Raw genomic sequence first — 17,133 nt, 5'->3', positions numbered from 1 at the left:
CTTAAGGAGTACATCATGGCATTTGATCTCATCACGTGTTTGGACCACCGTCATTCCACTTTGCAGAAAGGCTTCAACCTGCGCTGGCCGTTGGGCAATGTGCAGGGCGAATCGTCGCCCAATGGCGCCAGTCGCATCTACCTCTGCCACAGCCCCCAGGACATCATCGACGCTGCCGCCGAAGCGCTGGCGATCACCCACGGACGTATAACGGTTCGCAGCGGTGGCCACTGCTACGAAGGTTTCGTCTCCAACAAAATGCCCGGCAACAGCGACGAGGTGCTATCGATCCTGGATATCAGCCCGCTGAATCAGGTGGTCTACGCCGCCGATGGGCAACTGGCTTCCGACCTGGTCCCCGCGCGGTCCGAGCGCTACAGCTTTCGCCTGGAGGCCGGTGCGCAGAATTGGGATGCCTACGTCAGGTTGTACAAGCTGGCCAATAAGACACTGCCGGGCGGCTCGTGCTATTCGGTCGGCCTGGGCGGGCATATCTGCGGGGGCGGCTATGGATTGCTGTCACGCAAGCATGGCCTGGTGTGCGATTGGCTGCACGGTGTGGATATGTTGGTGCCCAATGCACAGGGCACCGGCCTGACCCCCGTGCATGTCTCGCGAGACAGCACAGACCCTGACGAGCTCGACCTCTTCGCGGCGTGCTGCGGCGCCGGTGGCGGTCAGTTCGGCATCATCACCAGCTACTATTTCAAGGCATTGCCCGAGGCGCCGAAGGAAGTGCTCTGGCTGGTGCTGCAATGGGATTGGTCCCTGCTGACCGATAAGTCCAGGCTCGACAACCTGCTTATCGCCTATCAGAACTGGTTCGCCCTCAACCAAAGCAATCCCGACACGTGGGGGTTGGCGACCAAACTGGAGATGCGCCATCCGCACACGGGTAATGTGACCCTGGGCATTCACTACGTTGATCGGGACGCGGGGGTAAAGGACCAGGCGCCCTTTGAAGATTTCGTCGCAAAAATGCTCGATGCCATTGGCCTGCCCGCGACGGAATGCCTGGTGCCGTTTTACGTTGTGCATATGCCAAGCGGCGGCGCCAGCGGACGCGCCATCAAAGCATTGCCCGACGCATTGGCGGCCACGCGACGCCTGGATTGGCTGGTGTGCCAGCAAACCTTGAATGGTTCAGGGGACAATCTGCGCGGGCGCTACAAGTCGGCCTATCAGAAGGGCGAATTCACCCCTCAGGTGCTCCGGGCGATCTGGGACACGTTGCACTGGGACGACCCCGATGGATACCTGACCCAGAGCCTGATACAAATCCAGTCGTTTGGCGGGCGCATCAACGAGGCCACACCGGCGGTTCGCAAGGAGTCGTCGGCCTCACAGCGCTCGTCCTACCTGAAGTGGCAACCGCAGTGCTATTGGCAGGAGGCCGGCGAGGCGGCGGACCAGGCCCACGCCCGATGGATTCAGGGACTGTTTTTCCAAGCGTTCGCCAATGACCAGGGGGTGCCCCTCAATGACCAGTTCGAGGGTTGCTATATCAACTACCCGGACCTGGACATGACTCATGAGGACGGCAACCCGGCCAGGCCGAAAAACCCCTACTGGTACAAGATTTTCGTCCCCGACCTCATGATCGAAAGCCGCCTGCGCCGCACCAAGCGGCATTGGGACCCGCACAATGTGTTCCGTAACGAGATGTCCGTGCCGTGAACAGGTAAGGAAGGCGACCCCAGGGTCGCCTTGTTTCACAGCTCAATCCGCTCGACCTTGCCCACCAGCAACACGTAGGAAAGCGCGCCAAGCAGCGCCAGCACCGCGATATAGGTAATGGCCGGCGCAAACGAATCACCGCTGGCAAGAAATCCAATCACGATCGGCGTGGCAATCGCCGACAGGTTGCCGATGAAGTTGAACACGCCACCGGTCAGCCCCAACAAACGGGCAGGTGCCAGCGTGGACACCAGCGACCAGGTGATCGACGCCAGCCCGTTGCCGAAGAACGCCAGTGCCAGGAATGCGATCACCCAGGCGCTGGAGTCCACGTAGTTGGCGCCGATGATCGCGGTGGAAATCAGCAGCCCGCCGATGATCGGCAACTTGCGCGCAAAGCCTACCGACGCGCCCCGGCGAATCAGCCAGTCGGAAAAAATCCCGGAGCACAGCACCCCGACGAACGCCGCCAGAAACGGCAGTGAGGCGAGCAGACCGGACTTGATGAAGTCCATGCCGCGATACTTGACCAGGTAGGTCGGGAACCAGGTGAGGAAAAACCACAGGGTGGAGTTCAGGCAGAACTGCCCAAGGTAGATGCCCCACAGCTTGCGCTTGCTCAGCACAATGCCCAGGTCAACCCAGCTGAACGGCGCCTTGCTGGATTTTTCCTGCATATCCACCAGGCCACCGCCGTCACGGATCAGCTGGATTTCCGCCGCGTTGGCGCCCTTGAAATCCTTGGGCTCGCGGTACACCGCGTACCAGATCAGCGCCCATAAGATGCCGACGCCACCGGTGGCGACGAACACCATGTGCCAGCCGAATGCATGTTGCAGCCAGGCCAGCACGGGGGTGAGAAACGCCAGCCCGACGAACTGCCCGGAGGTGTAGACGCCAATCGCCGTGGCGCGCTCGCGCTCGGGAAACCAGGTGGTCACGACCCGGCTGTTGATCGGGTAGGCCGGGGCCTCCAGGGCACCGACGGCCATGCGCAACACGAACAACGCAATGAAGCTGGCGGCAAAGCCGAGCATGACGGTGGCGATGGACCACAGCAGCAGGGCGGCGGTGTAGAGAATGCGCGGGGGCACACGGTCGACCAACCAGCCGCCAGGGATCTGCATCGCGGCGTAGGTCCAGCCGAACGCCGAGAAAATCAGCCCGACATGGACCGGGTCAATGCCCAGCTCGCTGGTCAGCGCGGGAGCGGCAATCGACAGGTTGCTGCGGTCGAGGTAGTTGATCACCACGGTGATGAACAGCAGCACCATGATAAAGAAGCGCTTTCGGCTGGGCGTGACTACAGGAGCCTGTCCGGTGAGGGGTTCAGGGTGCATGGGGAAGTGCCTCTTTTTATGTTTATTGAGGTCTGAAAAACTGAGCTGACTGAAAAAACTGGATCAAATGTGGGAGGGGGCTTGCCCCCGATGGCGGTGGAACAGCCAGTACATCGGTGGATGACACACCGCAATCGGGGGCAAGCCCCCTCCCACATTTTTGACCACATTTTAGCCAGTCGACATCACCACTCGGCGAAACTGCCGTCGGCGTGGCGCCAGATCGGGTTGCGCCAGCGATGGCCGATGGCCGCGCGCTCGACCACGTATTCCTCGTTGATCTCGATGCCCAGGCCCGGCCCGTTGGGGATCTTCACAAAGCCTTGGTCATAGTCGAATACGCCCGGGTCGCGCACATAATCGAGCAGGTCGTTGCTCTCGTTGTAGTGGATGCCCAGGCTCTGTTCCTGGATAAACGCGTTGTAGCACACCGCGTCCAATTGCAGACACGCCGCCAGGGCAATCGGGCCCAGCGGGCAGTGCAGGGCCAGGGCCACGTCGTAGGCTTCGGCCATGTTGGCGATCTTGCGGGTTTCGGTGATGCCGCCGGCGTGGGACGCATCCGGCTGGATGATGTCGACATAGCCTTCACTGAGCACGCGCTTGAAATCCCAGCGCGAGAACAGGCGCTCGCCCAGGGCAATCGGGGTGCTGGTCAGGGGGGCCAGTTCCTTGAGGGCTTCGTAGTTTTCGCTGAGCACCGGTTCTTCGATGAACATCAGCTTGTACGGGTCCAGTTCCTTCATCAGCACCTTGGACATGGGCTTGTGCACGCGGCCATGAAAATCGACGCCAATGCCGACATTAGGGCCGACCGCATCGCGCACGGCAGCGACGTTGGCCAGGGCCAGGTCGACTTTTTCGAAGCTGTCGACGAACTGCAGCTCTTCGGTGCCGTTCATTTTCACCGCAGTGAAACCACGGGCCACAGCCTCTTTGGCCGCGCGGGCCGTGTCGGCCGGGCGGTCGCCACCAATCCACGAATACACACGGATCTTGTCACGCACCTGGCCGCCCAGCAGGTCGCTGACGGACACGCCCAGAGCCTTGCCCTTGATGTCCCACAACGCCTGGTCGATACCGGCGAGGGCGCTCATGTGCACAGCGCCACCGCGGTAGAAACCGCCGCGATAGAGCACGGTCCAGATGTCTTCGATATTGCGTGGGTCTTTGCCGATCAGGTAGTCGGACAATTCTTCGACGGCAGCGGCCACGGTGTGGGCGCGACCCTCAACCACGGGCTCACCCCAGCCGGTGACGCCCTGGTCGGTTTCGACCTTGAGGAAGCACCAGCGCGGCGGGACGATGAAGGTCGTCAGTTTGGTGATTTTCATCTGTTGTCTCTCTTATAGATGCAGCGCCAGCAGGCGCGGAACTTGAAATCAGCTCAGGGCTTTCCAGGCCGCGACATAAGCCTGGGCACGGCTCGCAACCTGCTCTACGCTCATACCCGGTTTGAACAATCCGGAGCCCAGCCCGAAGCCCTTGGCGCCGGCGTCGGTGAACACTTGCATGTTGTCCGGCGTGATACCGCCCACCGGCAGCAGCAACGTGCCCGCCGGCAATACCGCAAGCCACGCCTTGATCACCGCCGGGGCCATTTGCTCGGCCGGGAACAGTTTCAATACGTCGGCGCCTTCGGCCAGTGCGGCAAAGGCTTCGGTCGGTGTGGCGACGCCCGGCGACAGATACAGGCCCGCCGCTTTCGCCGCCCGCAATACCCTGGCATCGCTGTGGGGCATCACGATTACCTGGCCGCCGGCGGCCTTGACCTGCTCGACCTGCTCGGGCGTCAGCACCGTACCGGCACCAATCAGGCAATCGGCGGGCAGGCTGTCGCGCAGCGTGCGGATGCTGGTGTAGGGGTCCGGCGAGTTAAGCGGCACTTCGATGACGCGAAAACCGGCCTGGTACAGCGCCTGGCCGACGGCTTCGGCTTCGTCCGGGCGCACACCGCGCAGGATCGCGATCAGACCGTTTTGTGCGAGTGCTGTTTTAAGCATGTCAGGCCTCCGTTACAGGTTGAGTGAGCCCGGCCGCCACGGCCAGTTGCCACAAACCGCGCTCGCTGGCGGCCTGCGCCAGGCTGACGTCGGTGAAGCCGCACAGCGCGAGGGCACGTTGATAGCGGGCGCAGAGGGGGGCGGCACCGACCAGGACGATCGGCTTGGGTTTTGCGCTGTCGGGTAAACCGGCCAGTTCATGACCGATCAGCAGGCCGGACAGGTAGTCGGGCTGCTGCTCGGGCGTCAGTTGGGCAGTCAGGCCGAGGGTGCGGGCACTGAACAGCGTCGAGAGCACGCCGCGCCGGCCATCTGCCGAAAGCGCCACATGCACGCCGCGGTCAAACGCCTCGGTCTGGAAATGTTCCGATGATTGCTGGGTACGCCCCAGGATGCTGTGCTGGCTCAAGACGGCGAACAGCTCACCGGTCATGAAGGTGTCGAAGTGAGTGATACAGCCTTCGACGACCTCGACCCATTTGGAATGGCTGCCCGGCAGGCCAATCAATACGTCGCTCGCAAGCCCGTGCAGCACACCGAGCACCTGGGTTTCTTCGCCGCGCATCACATTGGGCAGGCCGACCTGTTCGATCACGCCCGGCACGATATGCACATCAACCCCACGCACGCTGCGCACCTTATGCAGCGCCTGGCCCAGGCTCGCCACATCCACCGGGGTATTGCGGTAAGCCGCTTCGCTCCAGCCCTGTGCGCTGCCGACCATGCCGCAGGCAATCACCGGCAGGTCGGGCTGGGCGTCGAGCCAGTCCCCACAGGCGCTATCGAAGGCCAGCTCGAAACCATTGCTGCAGCGCACGCCTGCAATGTCACGCGGTTCGCTGGGCAAATGCATGATGCCCGACGCCAGTGAGCGTTGTTCCAGCACCACGCCGGCGGGGCCTAGTTTGTAAGCACGAAGGGAACTGGTTCCCCAATCGAGCGCGATCAATTGCGCCTGCATCGCTTCACCTGAAATGAGTGGGTGCTGAAAAAAGCAGATGGGCGAATATAAACCTAAGCTTTGTAATATCTCAATATATAAATATCAGTCCCATATATTGGGAGATAATCGCGAAAAGTCATACATCTTCCTGGGAAAATGAGCATTGCATTGGCTTGGAAAGCGCCGGTCCTAGACCGCAATCGATGGCAGGGCCAGCCCGGTCAATGACTGCGCACTGCCGGCCTGCTCCGCCAGCAGCCAATCGACAAACCGTTCGACCAATTGCCCGCGACGCTTGCGCTGGGGCTGCACCACGTAATAGCCGAAGCGCGAGACCACCGTCTCGCTGATCGGTCTGCACAGCCAGTTCTGCTCCAGCAGGTTATCCACCAGGTGGCGCCAGCCGATCGCGACGCCCTGGCCGGCAATAGCCGCCTGAATCAGCAGCGTGTAATTGTCGAAACGCAACTGGCCAGGGGTGGGCGCGGCGCTGATACCCAGCTCGCGAAACACACCGGCCCAATCGAACCAATGGCGATTGTTTTCCTGACGCAAGTGCAGCAGGGGGTAGTCCGGCAGGGTCTGCACCGTCAGCGCAGTGGCCTGGTTCTTAAGCCACTGGGGGCTGCACACCGGGAACACTTCCTCGTTGAACAACCAAAGGCTGTCGCCTTGCTTGAAGCGTCCATCGCCAAACAGCACGGCCACGTCGATGTCGCTGCGCAGGCTGGCGTGGTTGCGCTCGCTGGTCACCAGGCTCACGTCAACCTGCGGGTTGGCCTCGTGGAACCGATGCAGGCGCGGCATCAGCCAGTAGGCGGCAAAGGCGAAGTCGGTGGCCACTTGCAGCACTTCGTGCTGGTCCTGCCGGGTGACGGTGCTCAGGCCCAGGTTGATGGTTTGCAGGCCGGCCTGCACGTGTTCGAACAGCAGGGCGCCGGCGTCGGTCAATTCGATGCCACGGTAGATGCGATCGAACAAGCGGATCGCCAACTGCTCTTCAAGCCGTTTGATCTGCTGGCTGATGGCCGGTTGGGTGGTGCCCAACTCCATCGCGGCGGCGGTAAAACTGCGCTGCCGCGCAGCCGCTTCGAACGCGCGCAGCAGGTCGAGGGAGAGGTCACCCAGCGCTTCATACATAAGCTGTGCTTATCCTAGGTATTGTTCTTCATGGGCTTTACCACGTTTTTCATGGGCCGCATGCTCATTGGCATAAACACCGCCTATGGAATGCCGAGAAACCATGAAGCGCAAGAACATTCTTTTCATCATGGCCGATCAAATGGCCGCGCCGCTGCTGCCGTTCTACGGACCTTCCCCGATCAAGCTGCCCAACCTGAGCCGCCTCGCCGAACAGGGCGTGGTCTTCGACGCCGCCTACTGCAACAGCCCGCTGTGTGCGCCTTCGCGCTTCACGCTGGTCAGCGGTCAGTTGCCGAGCAAGATAGGCGCTTACGACAACGCGGCGGATTTCCCCGCCGATGTGCCGACCTATGCCCACTACCTGCGTCGCCTCGGCTACCGCACGGCGCTGTCGGGCAAGATGCATTTCTGCGGTCCCGACCAGTTGCATGGCTATGAAGAGCGCCTGACCAGCGACATCTACCCGGCGGACTACGGTTGGGCGGTGAACTGGGATGAGCCGGACGTACGCCCCAGCTGGTATCACAACATGGCCTCGGTGCTGCAAGCCGGGCCCTGTGTGCGCACCAACCAGCTGGATTTCGACGAAGAAGTGGTGTTCAAGGCCCGGCAATATCTGTTCGATCATATCCGCGAGGACGGCGAGCAACCGTTCTGCCTGACCGTGTCGATGACCCATCCCCATGACCCGTACACTATTCCCAAACCGTTCTGGGACCTGTACGACGAGAGCGACATTCCCCTGCCAGCAACGCCGCCCCAGGGCGATCTCGACCCGCACTCCCAACGTTTGCTCAAGGTCTACGACCTGTGGGACAAGCCGCTGCCTGTGGATAAGATCCGCGATGCACGGCGTGCCTATTTCGGCGCGTGCAGCTACATCGACAGCAATGTCGGCAAGCTGCTGCAAACCCTGGAAGACACCGGCCTGGCCGATGACACCATCATCATCTTCTCCGGCGACCACGGTGACATGCTGGGCGAGCGCGGCCTTTGGTACAAAATGCATTGGTTCGAAATGGCCGCCCGCGTGCCGTTGTTGATCAGTGCGCCCGGGCAATTTGCGGCGCGCCGTGTGACCCAGGCCGTCTCGACCGCCGACCTGTTGCCCACCCTGGTGGAGTTGGCCGGCGGCGAGCTGGACCCGCGCCTGCCCCTGGATGGGCGTTCGCTGCTGCCACATTTGCAAGGCGAGGGCGGGCACGACGAAGTGTTTGGCGAATACATGGCCGAAGGCACCATCAGCCCGCTGATGATGATTCGCCGGGGCGCCTACAAATTCATCTACAGCGAAGACGACCCTTGTCTACTGTTCGATGTACACAACGACCCGCACGAGCGGGAGGACCTCAGCCAGTCACCGGAGCACCGGCCACTGTTCGAGGCGTTTTTAAACGAGGCGCGGGCCAAGTGGGACATCCCGGCGATCCACCAACAGGTGCTCGCCAGCCAACGCCGCCGTCGCCTGGTGTTCGAAGCTCTGACCCAGGGCAAGCTCAAGAGCTGGGATCACCAGCCACTGGTGGACGCCAGTCAGCAGTACATGCGCAACCATATCGACCTCGACGACCTGGAGCGCAAGGCACGTTATCCACAACCCTGCCAACACTAAAAAATACAGAGGGAAGGCCATGCAAAAGTTAACGGTAGTGCTGGGCATCCTGGCGTTGAGCAGCGCCAATGCATTTGCGGACTTAAGTTGCGAAACGGTGAAAATGGCCGATCCCGGCTGGAGCGACATTGCGGCGACCAACGCCATCACCGGTTTTCTGCTGACCGGCATGGGCTACACGGCCAAGGTCGACACCCTGGCCGTGCCGATTACCTTTGGCGGGCTCAAGGATGGCCAGGTTGACGTGTTCATGGGCAACTGGATGCCGGCGCAGCAAGGCTTCTATGACAAGTTCGTGGCCAATGGCGATGTCGTACAGCTGGCGAAGAACCTCGACGGCACCGAGTTCACCCTCGCCGTGCCGGACTACGTGTGGGACGCGGGTGTGCATGATTTTGCCGACCTGAATAAATTCGCCGACCGGTTCGGCAAGAAGATCTACGGCATCGGCTCCGGCGCGCCGGCGAATATCTCGCTGCAGGAGATCATCAAGAAAAATGACTTTGACCTCGGCCAGTGGAAGCTGGTGGAGTCGAGTGAACAGGCGATGCTCGCCGAAGTTTCGCGAGCGGTGAAGAAACAGCGCTTCGTCACCTTCCTCGGCTGGACGCCGCACCCCATGAACGTGCAACTGAAAATGCACTACCTCACAGGCGGCGAGCAGTATTTCGGCAGCACCGGCAGCGTCTACACCTTGACCCGCAAGGGCTATGCGCAGGCCTGCCCGAATGTGGGCAAACTGCTGACCAACCTGAGTTTCACCCAGGACATGGAGAACAGCATCATGGCTGACGTGGCCAACAACAAGGTCAGTAATGCCGAAGCTGCCAAGGCGTGGATCAAGGCCAATCCGGCGGTATTGGACAAGTGGCTGGAGGGCGTGAAAACCCTGGATGGCAAGGATGCGTTGGCAGCGGTAAAAGCCAACCTCTAAGACACATCACAATCCAAATGTGGGAGGGGGCATGCCCTCTGTAGGAGCGAGCTTGCTCGCGAAAAACGTCAACGATAACGCGTGCTTTCTGAATGAACGCGGTGCCTGTGAGTTTTTCGCGAGCAAGCTCGCTCCTACAACAAAGCTGACTGGCACTAGGGGCTTGTTCCCTCCCACAAGGATCAGTGTGTACTGATACCCTGAGCCCAACCTGTGAATCCGAGCCTGCGATGTCCCGGCCCAACCGCTACACCCTGTTCCCTTTCCTCAGTTGGCTGCCGTGCCAAACCCGCGCCAGCGTTGTCCGGGACGCCATCGTCGGCCTCAGCGGCGCCGTACTCGCGCTGCCACAGTCGATTGCCTACGCACTGATCGCCGGGCTCCCACCGGAGTACGGTCTGTACGCGGCCATCATTCCGGTGTTGATCGCGTGCCTGTGGGGCTCGTCCTGGCACCTGATCTGCGGTCCTACGGCGGCAATTTCCATTGTGCTCTACGCCAGTATCAGCCCGCTGGCGGTGCCGGGTTCCCAGGATTACATCACCTTGATCCTGCTGCTGACCGTCCTCGCCGGTGTGTTCCAGTGGTTGCTGGGCCTGCTGCGCTTCGGCGCGCTGGTGAATTTCGTCTCCCATTCCGTGGTGCTCGGTTTCACCCTCGGTGCCGCGGTGGTCATCGCTCTCGGGCAGTTGCCCAACCTGCTGGGGCTGGACCTGCCGAGCCAGGCCACCGCGATCAACAGCCTGCTGGCGCTGCTCGAGCATGCCGGCGAGTGGGACCGCGCATCGCTCATCCTGGGCCTGGGCACCTTGCTGGTCGGCGCACTGCTCAAATCCCTGGTGCCACGCTGGCCGAGCCTGTTGATCGCCCTGGCCCTGGGCAGCCTCGCCACATGGCTGTGGCCGGCGCTGTTCGGGCATGTGGCGTTGGTCAGTTCGTTCATCGGCAAGCTGCCACCCTTGCGCCCGTTGCCCATGGACTTGGACACGATCCTGCGCCTGCTGCCGAGCGCCGTGGCGGTGGGCATGCTGGGGCTGGTGACCAGCCTGTCGATTGCCCGTTCACTGTCGGCCCGTTCGCAGCAACTGCTCGATGCGAATCAGGAAGTTCGCGCCCAAGGTTTATCCAATATTGTCGGCGGATTTTTCTCCGGCTATCTGTCGGCAGGTTCGTTCACCCGTTCCGGCCTCAGTTATGAGGCGGGTGCCCGCTCGCCATTGGCCGGCGTGTTTTCCGCGCTCTGGGTGGCGCTGTTTGCGCTGTTTGGCGCAGGGTTGATCGCGCACATTCCGATCCCGAGCATGGCGGCAAGTATCCTGTTGATCTGCTGGGGGCTGGTGGACCACCGCGGCATCCGTGCGTTGTACCGCGTGAGCCGCGCCGAATTCGTGGTGATGGCGCTGACGTGTGTCGCGACCTTGCTGCTGGAGCTGCAAACGGCCATCTATGCCGGGGTGCTGGCGTCGCTGTTTTTCTACCTCAAGCGCACCTCCCAACCCCGGGTGCAGCAATGGCGCGACGGTGACGAGGATGTGTTGCGCGTGGGTGGCTCGATCTTTTTTGGCGCCAGCCACTACCTGCAGGTGCGCCTGCAACACTTGCAGGGCGAGCGGGTGGTGATCGAGGCGCAGCAGATCAACTTTATCGACTACTCCGGGGTAGAGATGCTGCACCAGGAAGCGCGGCGGCTGGCGAGGTTGGGGCGTAGCCTGACCTTGCGCGGGGCCCGGCCGCAGGTGGTTGAAGAATTGAAGAAACTGGAAGGCGCCGAAAACTGCCCCATCCATTTCGAAGACTGAACACGGTCAAAACTGTGGGAGGGGGCTTGCCCCGATAGCGGTGCTTCAGCCAACACATGGGTAGCTGACAGACCGCCATCGGGGGCAAGCCCCCTCCCACATTTGGATATATGTCAGGCCAATTGGCGGCGCAGCTCGGCCAGTACCGGCGCCGACTCCGGGCGTACGCCGCGCCACAGGAAGAAAGCTTCGGCCGCCTGTTCAACCAGCATGCCCAATCCGTCCATCGCTACCGCCGCACCCTGCTCATCGGCCCAGCGACAGAAGGCGGTCGGCGCCTTGGCGTACATCATGTCGTAGCAGAACGTCTTGCCCGGTTCGATCAAACTGCCCGCAATCGGCGGTACGTCGCCTGACAAGCTGGCGGACGTGGCGTTGATAATCACGTCCACCGGCTCACGCAGCCAGTCGAAACCACTGGCGGACACCGGCCCCAGGTCATTGAACAGCTCGGCCAGCCCTTCGGCTTTCTCCACGGTGCGGTTGGCAATGATCAGCGAGGCGGGTTTTTCGGCCAGCAACGGTTCCAACGCGCCGCGTACCGCGCCACCGGCGCCCAGCAGCAGGATGCGCTTACCTTGCAGGTCCAGCCCGGCGTTGACCTTGAGGTCGCGCACCAGGCCTGCGCCGTCAGTGTTATCACCGAGCAACGTGCCATCGGCCAGCTTGCTCAGGGTATTCACCGCGCCGGCGCGTTGGGCGCGCTCGCTGAGGGTGTCGGCCAGCCGGAAAGCGTCTTCCTTGAACGGCACGGTGACATTCGCCCCACGGCCGTGTTGAAAGAACTCACGGGCACAGCCGATGAAGCCCTCCAGCGGCGCGAGCAGTGTGCTGTAGTCCATCTGCTCGCCGGTCTGCTCGGCGAACAGGCGGTGAATCAACGGTGACTTGCTGTGGCCGATGGGGTTGCCGAAGACGACATAGCGATCCATCACACTGCCGCCTTGGGCGCAGTCAGGCCGAGCCAGTCGCGGTCCTGCAGGAAATAGTCGGTAAGGCGCGCTTCTTCGCTGCCGGCCTCGGCTTTCCAGTCGTAGCTCCAGCGCACCTGCGGCGGCAGCGACATCAGGATCGACTCGGTACGCCCGCCCGACTGCAGGCCGAACAGGGTGCCACGGTCATAGACGAGGTTGAACTCAACGTAGCGGCCCCGGCGGAACTCCTGGAACTGACGCTGCTGTTCGGTATAAGCCATCGCCTGGCGGCGCTGCATGATCGGCAGGTAGGCGTCGATGTAGGCATCACCGATGGCGCGGATGAAGGCAAAGCAGGTGTCGAAGCCCCATTCGTTCAAGTCATCGAAAAACAGGCCGCCAATGCCACGCGGCTCGTTGCGGTGCTTGATATGGAAATAGGTGTCGCACCAGGCTTTATAACGCGGGTAAACGTCCGCACCGAACGGCGCACAGGCCTGCTCGGCCACGCGATGCCAGTGGATGCAGTCTTCGTCGTTGCCGTAATAGGGCGTCAGGTCGAAGCCGCCGCCAAACCACCACACCGGCTCTTCGCCTTCCTTTTCAGCAATGAAAAAGCGCACATTGGCGTGGGAAGTCGGTATGTGCGGGTTATGGGGATGGATCACCAGCGACACGCCCAGCGCCTCGAAGCCGCGACCAGCCAGTTCAGGGCGATGGGCACTGGCGGACGGGGGCAAGCCGCTGCCAAACACGTGGGAAAAATTGACGCCGCCTTTTTCGATGACCGACCCGTTTTCAATCACACGGGTGCGACCGCCACCACCGGCAGGCCGGGTCCAGGCGTCTTCGATAAAGCGCGTGTCCGTTTCGAAGGTTTCCAGGGCGCTGCAAATGCGGTCTTGCAGGTCGAGCAGGTAGGCTTTTACAGCCTCGGTGCGAGTAGTCATGGCATCACCTTGAATCGGGCAAAGCTACGCGAGGCCATTGGGCGTCGGCGGCAAACGGGCGAACAGGATACCACCGCACCCCGTGTCGTCGCAGTTGACGAAGATCAAGCTTAGGAGTCCGATAGGGGCCTTCGTTTATTCGACCCAAGGAGAAGGTAGATGGCCAAACGTATCCAGTTCAGCGCCCATGGTGGCCCCGATGTGCTTGAGTATGTGGACTACACGCCGGCGGAGCCTGGCCCACAACAGGTTCGGGTGCGCAACGAAGCCATCGGCCTGAACTTCATCGACACTTATTTTCGCAGCGGCCTCTACGCGCCACCGTCCTTGCCCTCGGGCCTGGGCGCAGAAGGCGCCGGTGTGGTTGATGCCGTAGGCAGTGAAGTCAGCCAATTCAAGGTCGGCGACCGCGTGGCCTATGGCAGCGGCCCGCTCGGCGCCTACAGCCAGTTGCATGTATTGCCTGCGGCCAACCTGGTGCATCTGCCGGACGAAATCAGCTTCGAACAGGCCGCCGGTGCCATGCTCAAGGGCCTGACCGTACAGTACCTGCTGCGCCAGACCTATGAGCTGAAGGGCGGCGAAACCATTCTGTTCCACGCCGCCGCAGGCGGTGTGGGCTCCCTGGCTTGCCAATGGGCCAAGGCCCTGGGCGTGAAATTGATCGGCACGGTGAGCTCACCGGAGAAAGCCGCCGTGGCCAAATCCCTCGGCGCCTGGGAAACCATCGATTACAGCAAGGAAAATGTCGCACAGCGCGTGCTGGAGTTGACTGACGGTAAAAAGGTGCCCGTGGTGTATGACGGCGTTGGCAAGGACACTTGGCTGACGTCGCTGGACAGCGTGGCACCGCGAGGCTTGGTGGTGAGTTTCGGGAATGCGTCGGGCGCGGTGGACGGGGTGAACCTGGGGATTCTGTCGGCGAAGGGCTCGCTGTATGTCACGCGGCCGACGCTGGCGACCTACGCGAGCAACCCGAAGGACTTGCAGGCGATGGCCGATGACCTGTTCTCGATGATCAAGAGCGGCAAGGTGCGCATTGATATCAACCAGCGCTATGCACTGGCGGATGCGGCTAAGGCGCAGACCGAGTTGTCCGGGCGGCGCACGACCGGTTCAACCATCCTGCTGCCTTAAGAAAGCCATCGGGGGCAAGCCCCCTCCCACCCTTGACCGAGATGTCTCGACGAACACCGATCAAATGTGGGAGGGGGCTTGCCCCCGATAGGCGCGACTCGGTCTCAGGAAGGTCGCACCACATCCCCCGTCGCCAGGTCACGGATCAGGCTCGGGTTCTTGCGCCCACCCAAGGCGCCGCCCAGCACAAGGTCCACCTGCCCGCGGAAATACTGCTCCACCCGAATCCGCGTACGCGCGGCCGGGCGGCCCTGGGGGTTGGCCGACGTGGAAATCAACGGCCCGACCTGGGCGCACAAATCCCGTACCAGCGGATGGTCACTGACCCGCAGCGCCACGGTGTCATGCACCCCCGTGACCCATTCCGGCAGCAAGTCCTGGTGGGGCACCAGCCAGGTATTCGGCCCAGGCCAGGTGCTGGCCATGCGCTCGATCCAGGTGTCGGGAAAGTCTTCGAACAGGAAGTCGAACTGACGGATATTATCGGCCACCAGGATCAGGCCCTTATCCACTGAGCGATTCTTGATCGCCAGCAAACGGTCCACCGCTGCTTCATTCCACGGGTCGCAGCCCAGGCCCCAGACCGCTTCGGTCGGATAGGCAATCACCGCACCTGCGCGAATTTCTCGTGCAGCTTCCAGCACACGCCACCTGTTGACCATTGTTTACTCTCCGAACTAAAGCTCTGGGCAGTTTACCGATCTTCGTTGCAAAACCCAGCTACAACCGTTCGCCACGCGCAAGCCAGCGCCCACTTTCACAGATCACACGGCCTTCGAGTTCCAGCTCGGTAAGGCTCGCCAGCACCTGGGCCAGCGGCCGTCCACTGGCAAGCGCCAGGGCTTCGCTGGTGTGCGGGGCCGCGTGCAACAGCGCCACCAGCGGATGCACAACCGGCATCGGGGCCGGGCGTGACAACGCCTGCCAACCGCGCAAGCCTTCAAGAATATGCTCGATGGTCTCCACCAGCACCGCGCCATCGCGGATCAACTGATGACAGCCCTTGGCCGCCGGATGATGGATGGAACCCGGAATGGCGTACACCTCGCGTCCTTGTTCCGCCGCCAGCCGTGCGGTAATCAGCGAACCGCTGGCGATGCTGGCTTCCACCACCAGGACCCCCAGGGACAAACCGCTGATAATCCGATTGCGCCGTGGAAAGTTACCGGCCTGGGGTGGCGCGTCCAGTGGAAACTCGGAAACCACGGCGCTGCCCTGGTCAATCATGGTCGCGGCCAGCTTCCTGTGGCGCTGTGGATAAAGTTTTTCCAGACCGGTGCCGAGCACACCGATGGTATGACCGCCCACGTCCAATGCCGCCTGATGGGCCGCGCCATCGATACCCAACGCAAGGCCGCTGGTGATGACAAAACCGGCGCTTGCCAGGCTGCGCGAAAAGGCGGCGGCGGTGTCCATGCCGGGGCGCGAAGCACGACGACTGCCGACCACGGCCAACTGCGGTTTTTCCAGCAGCGATGGGTCGCCGGCAACGAATAACAGCGGCGGAGCGCCCTCTGTCTGGCCGAGCAGCGCAGGGTAATCGGGCTGGTCCCACATCAGTAAATGCTGGCCAGGGCGGGCCAGCCAGGCCAATGCCGCACTGGCCCCATCACGAATATCCGCACTGCGCCGGGCATCGGCACTGACGGGCGGCAACCCGAGCGCACGCCAGGCGCTGGCAGGGGCACTGATGGCTTTGGAAGCAGAGCCGAACGCCTCGATCAACCGATGAAAACGTCTGGGACCCAGTTCCGGCAACCGGTGCAAGCGCAGCCGGGCTTCCAGCTCTGCCGGGGAAATTTGATTGCTGTTTATCGGAAACATCTGATCATCCTTGATCGGAACAAGCTGTGGATAACTCTGTTGGTAACTTATTTAGCAGGCTATTTATTGCGATTGATCGTCAGTCTCGAAACGATCCATCACCGCCAACGGGCGGGACGCGCTGAGAACCAGGGCATAGCTGAGTTTTTCATAGGTGCGAAACACCAGCAGGGTGCCGGCACGCACATCCGGGAGTCGCGTCGGGGCCCCTGTCAGCGCGTCGCGCACCGAGGCGCCGGCCCTGATCACCGTGAGCAATTGGCCTTCGACCACACCGTCCCGGCGCCCCTTGTTCAAGGTCACCGCATCCAGCACGCCGATCTGTGTGACGCCCTTGGGAATGTCGATGATGTGGCCTTCAACGAAGGGTGCATGGGCAGCGGTTTTCAGATTGGCCAGGGCTACGCCGGGTTCGGCGCGCAGCAAACGGTCGCCTGGACGCACTTCCTGGGTAACCCTTTGCACGGCCAGGGTGGTGAGATCATCGGTCAGTAAAAAGCGTGCGGTGCCGATGTCGTCGGCATTGATTCCAAGCAGTTCGCGGGTGTCGGGGTCGGTATAGACCTTGCCTCGGCGGAAGATCCCGTAGTTCGGCTGGGTCGGGTCCAGAGTGCCCCTGGCGTAGACGCGCTCGCCGTTGGCGCCCAGCACGCGCCCACCCTCGGCGGCGACGATATAGGGTGCGTTATCCAGGTCCTCGGGGGAATCGAGCAGACGGTTGTGCAGCAGGAAGCCCTGTATGGCCTTTTGCGTGACAGGGTCCAGACGCTGGCCGGGCTGTGGAATCAGCGCCATGGCCAGCGGGGCCCACAGCAGCAAGACGAGTAGCGATTTCCTCATGGGGTCAATCTCCTTTA

15 protein-coding genes are annotated in these 17,133 nt (G+C 62.1%); 5 read left to right on the top strand and 10 right to left on the bottom strand.

Annotated features, from left to right (window positions below; all coding sequences use genetic code 11):
• Positions 1–15 precede the first annotated feature (15 nt).
• Positions 16–1,677, top strand: coding sequence for an FAD-dependent oxidoreductase (locus BFP89_RS17830; RefSeq protein WP_065886739.1), 1,662 nt, complete (start codon positions 16–18; stop codon positions 1,675–1,677).
• 35 nt (positions 1,678–1,712) lie between these two features.
• Here the strand turns inward: BFP89_RS17830 and BFP89_RS17825 are convergent, their stop codons facing one another.
• From BFP89_RS17825 to BFP89_RS17805, 5 genes are all read right to left on the bottom strand, one after another.
• Positions 1,713–3,017 carry an MFS transporter gene (locus BFP89_RS17825; RefSeq protein ID WP_065886738.1) on the bottom strand — a complete coding sequence of 435 codons (1,305 nt, stop codon included), beginning with the start codon at positions 3,015–3,017 and terminating at the stop codon, positions 1,713–1,715.
• A 185-nt stretch (positions 3,018–3,202) separates the two neighbouring features.
• Positions 3,203–4,351: a galactonate dehydratase gene (gene dgoD / locus BFP89_RS17820; RefSeq protein WP_065886737.1), complete on the bottom strand. Its 1,149-nt coding sequence runs from the start codon at positions 4,349–4,351 to the stop codon at positions 3,203–3,205.
• Between the two features lie 48 nt (positions 4,352–4,399).
• Positions 4,400–5,020: a 2-dehydro-3-deoxy-6-phosphogalactonate aldolase gene (locus BFP89_RS17815; protein WP_065886736.1), complete on the bottom strand. Its 621-nt coding sequence runs from the start codon at positions 5,018–5,020 to the stop codon at positions 4,400–4,402.
• 1 nt (position 5,021) lies between these two features.
• Positions 5,022–5,981, bottom strand: coding sequence for a 2-dehydro-3-deoxygalactonokinase (locus BFP89_RS17810; protein ID WP_065886735.1), 960 nt, complete (start codon positions 5,979–5,981; stop codon positions 5,022–5,024).
• Positions 5,982–6,152: 171 nt separating this feature from the next.
• Positions 6,153–7,103: a choline sulfate utilization transcriptional regulator gene (locus BFP89_RS17805; RefSeq protein ID WP_065886734.1), complete on the bottom strand. Its 951-nt coding sequence runs from the start codon at positions 7,101–7,103 to the stop codon at positions 6,153–6,155.
• 103 nt (positions 7,104–7,206) lie between these two features.
• On the opposite strand from BFP89_RS17805, the gene betC reads away from it, so the two are divergent.
• The 3 genes from betC to BFP89_RS17790 all read left to right on the top strand — a co-directional run bounded on the left by betC (position 7,207) and on the right by BFP89_RS17790 (position 11,451).
• On the top strand, positions 7,207–8,718 hold the full coding sequence (betC, locus tag BFP89_RS17800) for a choline-sulfatase (protein WP_065886733.1): 1,512 nt from the start codon (positions 7,207–7,209) through the stop codon (positions 8,716–8,718).
• A 19-nt stretch (positions 8,719–8,737) separates the two neighbouring features.
• A complete protein-coding gene (gene choX / locus BFP89_RS17795) occupies positions 8,738–9,652 on the top strand; it encodes a choline ABC transporter substrate-binding protein (protein ID WP_065886732.1) in 915 nt (304 codons plus the stop codon).
• A 230-nt stretch (positions 9,653–9,882) separates the two neighbouring features.
• Positions 9,883–11,451 (top strand): SulP family inorganic anion transporter, encoded by a 1,569-nt coding sequence (locus BFP89_RS17790; protein ID WP_065886731.1) that lies wholly within the window; start codon positions 9,883–9,885, stop codon positions 11,449–11,451.
• Positions 11,452–11,564: 113 nt separating this feature from the next.
• Here the strand turns inward: BFP89_RS17790 and aroE are convergent, their stop codons facing one another.
• Together aroE and hemF are read right to left on the bottom strand one after the other, a co-directional pair.
• The gene (gene aroE / locus BFP89_RS17785; protein ID WP_065886730.1) at positions 11,565–12,383 is read right to left on the bottom strand and encodes a shikimate dehydrogenase; all 819 of its coding nucleotides are present in this window, start codon (positions 12,381–12,383) and stop codon (positions 11,565–11,567) included.
• On the bottom strand, positions 12,383–13,315 hold the full coding sequence (gene hemF, locus BFP89_RS17780; RefSeq protein ID WP_065886729.1) for an oxygen-dependent coproporphyrinogen oxidase: 933 nt from the start codon (positions 13,313–13,315) through the stop codon (positions 12,383–12,385). The genes aroE and hemF overlap by 1 nt, the downstream gene beginning before the upstream one ends.
• A gap of 159 nt (positions 13,316–13,474) precedes the next feature.
• On the opposite strand from hemF, the gene BFP89_RS17775 reads away from it, so the two are divergent.
• Positions 13,475–14,452, top strand: coding sequence for an NADPH:quinone reductase (locus BFP89_RS17775; RefSeq protein ID WP_065886728.1), 978 nt, complete (start codon positions 13,475–13,477; stop codon positions 14,450–14,452).
• A gap of 104 nt (positions 14,453–14,556) precedes the next feature.
• Here BFP89_RS17775 and BFP89_RS17770 read toward each other — a convergent pair whose 3' ends face one another.
• The 3 genes from BFP89_RS17770 to BFP89_RS17760 form a co-directional block, all read right to left on the bottom strand.
• On the bottom strand, positions 14,557–15,114 hold the full coding sequence (locus BFP89_RS17770; protein ID WP_065886727.1) for an L-threonylcarbamoyladenylate synthase: 558 nt from the start codon (positions 15,112–15,114) through the stop codon (positions 14,557–14,559).
• A gap of 58 nt (positions 15,115–15,172) precedes the next feature.
• Positions 15,173–16,276 carry a DNA-processing protein DprA gene (gene dprA / locus BFP89_RS17765; RefSeq protein ID WP_065886726.1) on the bottom strand — a complete coding sequence of 368 codons (1,104 nt, stop codon included), beginning with the start codon at positions 16,274–16,276 and terminating at the stop codon, positions 15,173–15,175.
• Positions 16,277–16,339: 63 nt separating this feature from the next.
• Entirely contained in the window at positions 16,340–17,116 is a 777-nt protein-coding gene (locus BFP89_RS17760) for a peptidoglycan-binding protein (protein ID WP_065886725.1), read from the bottom strand.
• Positions 17,117–17,133: the final 17 nt, after the last annotated feature.

This window comes from Pseudomonas sp. 31 R 17, assembly GCF_900004915.1.
Taxonomy (GTDB): domain Bacteria; phylum Pseudomonadota; class Gammaproteobacteria; order Pseudomonadales; family Pseudomonadaceae; genus Aquipseudomonas; species Aquipseudomonas orientalis_A.
This window is presented reverse-complemented; position numbering and strand designations above follow the sequence as displayed.

Excerpts from the sequence above, each read along its gene's own strand:
- BFP89_RS17790 (WP_065886731.1), top strand. The coding sequence starts at position 9,883 with ATGTCCCGGCCCAACCGCTACACCCTGTTCCCTTTCCTCAGTTGGCTG.
- BFP89_RS17815 (WP_065886736.1), bottom strand. The coding sequence starts at position 5,020 with ATGCTTAAAACAGCACTCGCACAAAACGGTCTGATCGCGATCCTGCGC.
- BFP89_RS17805 (WP_065886734.1), bottom strand. The coding sequence starts at position 7,103 with ATGTATGAAGCGCTGGGTGACCTCTCCCTCGACCTGCTGCGCGCGTTC.
- dgoD (WP_065886737.1), bottom strand. The coding sequence starts at position 4,351 with ATGAAAATCACCAAACTGACGACCTTCATCGTCCCGCCGCGCTGGTGC.
- BFP89_RS17810 (WP_065886735.1), bottom strand. The coding sequence starts at position 5,981 with ATGCAGGCGCAATTGATCGCGCTCGATTGGGGAACCAGTTCCCTTCGT.
- BFP89_RS17775 (WP_065886728.1), top strand. The coding sequence starts at position 13,475 with ATGGCCAAACGTATCCAGTTCAGCGCCCATGGTGGCCCCGATGTGCTT.
- hemF (WP_065886729.1), bottom strand. The coding sequence starts at position 13,315 with ATGACTACTCGCACCGAGGCTGTAAAAGCCTACCTGCTCGACCTGCAA.
- BFP89_RS17830 (WP_065886739.1), top strand. The coding sequence starts at position 16 with ATGGCATTTGATCTCATCACGTGTTTGGACCACCGTCATTCCACTTTG.
- choX (WP_065886732.1), top strand. The coding sequence starts at position 8,738 with ATGCAAAAGTTAACGGTAGTGCTGGGCATCCTGGCGTTGAGCAGCGCC.
- aroE (WP_065886730.1), bottom strand. The coding sequence starts at position 12,383 with ATGGATCGCTATGTCGTCTTCGGCAACCCCATCGGCCACAGCAAGTCA.
- BFP89_RS17825 (WP_065886738.1), bottom strand. The coding sequence starts at position 3,017 with ATGCACCCTGAACCCCTCACCGGACAGGCTCCTGTAGTCACGCCCAGC.
- dprA (WP_065886726.1), bottom strand. The coding sequence starts at position 16,276 with ATGTTTCCGATAAACAGCAATCAAATTTCCCCGGCAGAGCTGGAAGCC.
- BFP89_RS17760 (WP_065886725.1), bottom strand. The coding sequence starts at position 17,116 with ATGAGGAAATCGCTACTCGTCTTGCTGCTGTGGGCCCCGCTGGCCATG.
- betC (WP_065886733.1), top strand. The coding sequence starts at position 7,207 with ATGAAGCGCAAGAACATTCTTTTCATCATGGCCGATCAAATGGCCGCG.
- BFP89_RS17770 (WP_065886727.1), bottom strand. The coding sequence starts at position 15,114 with ATGGTCAACAGGTGGCGTGTGCTGGAAGCTGCACGAGAAATTCGCGCA.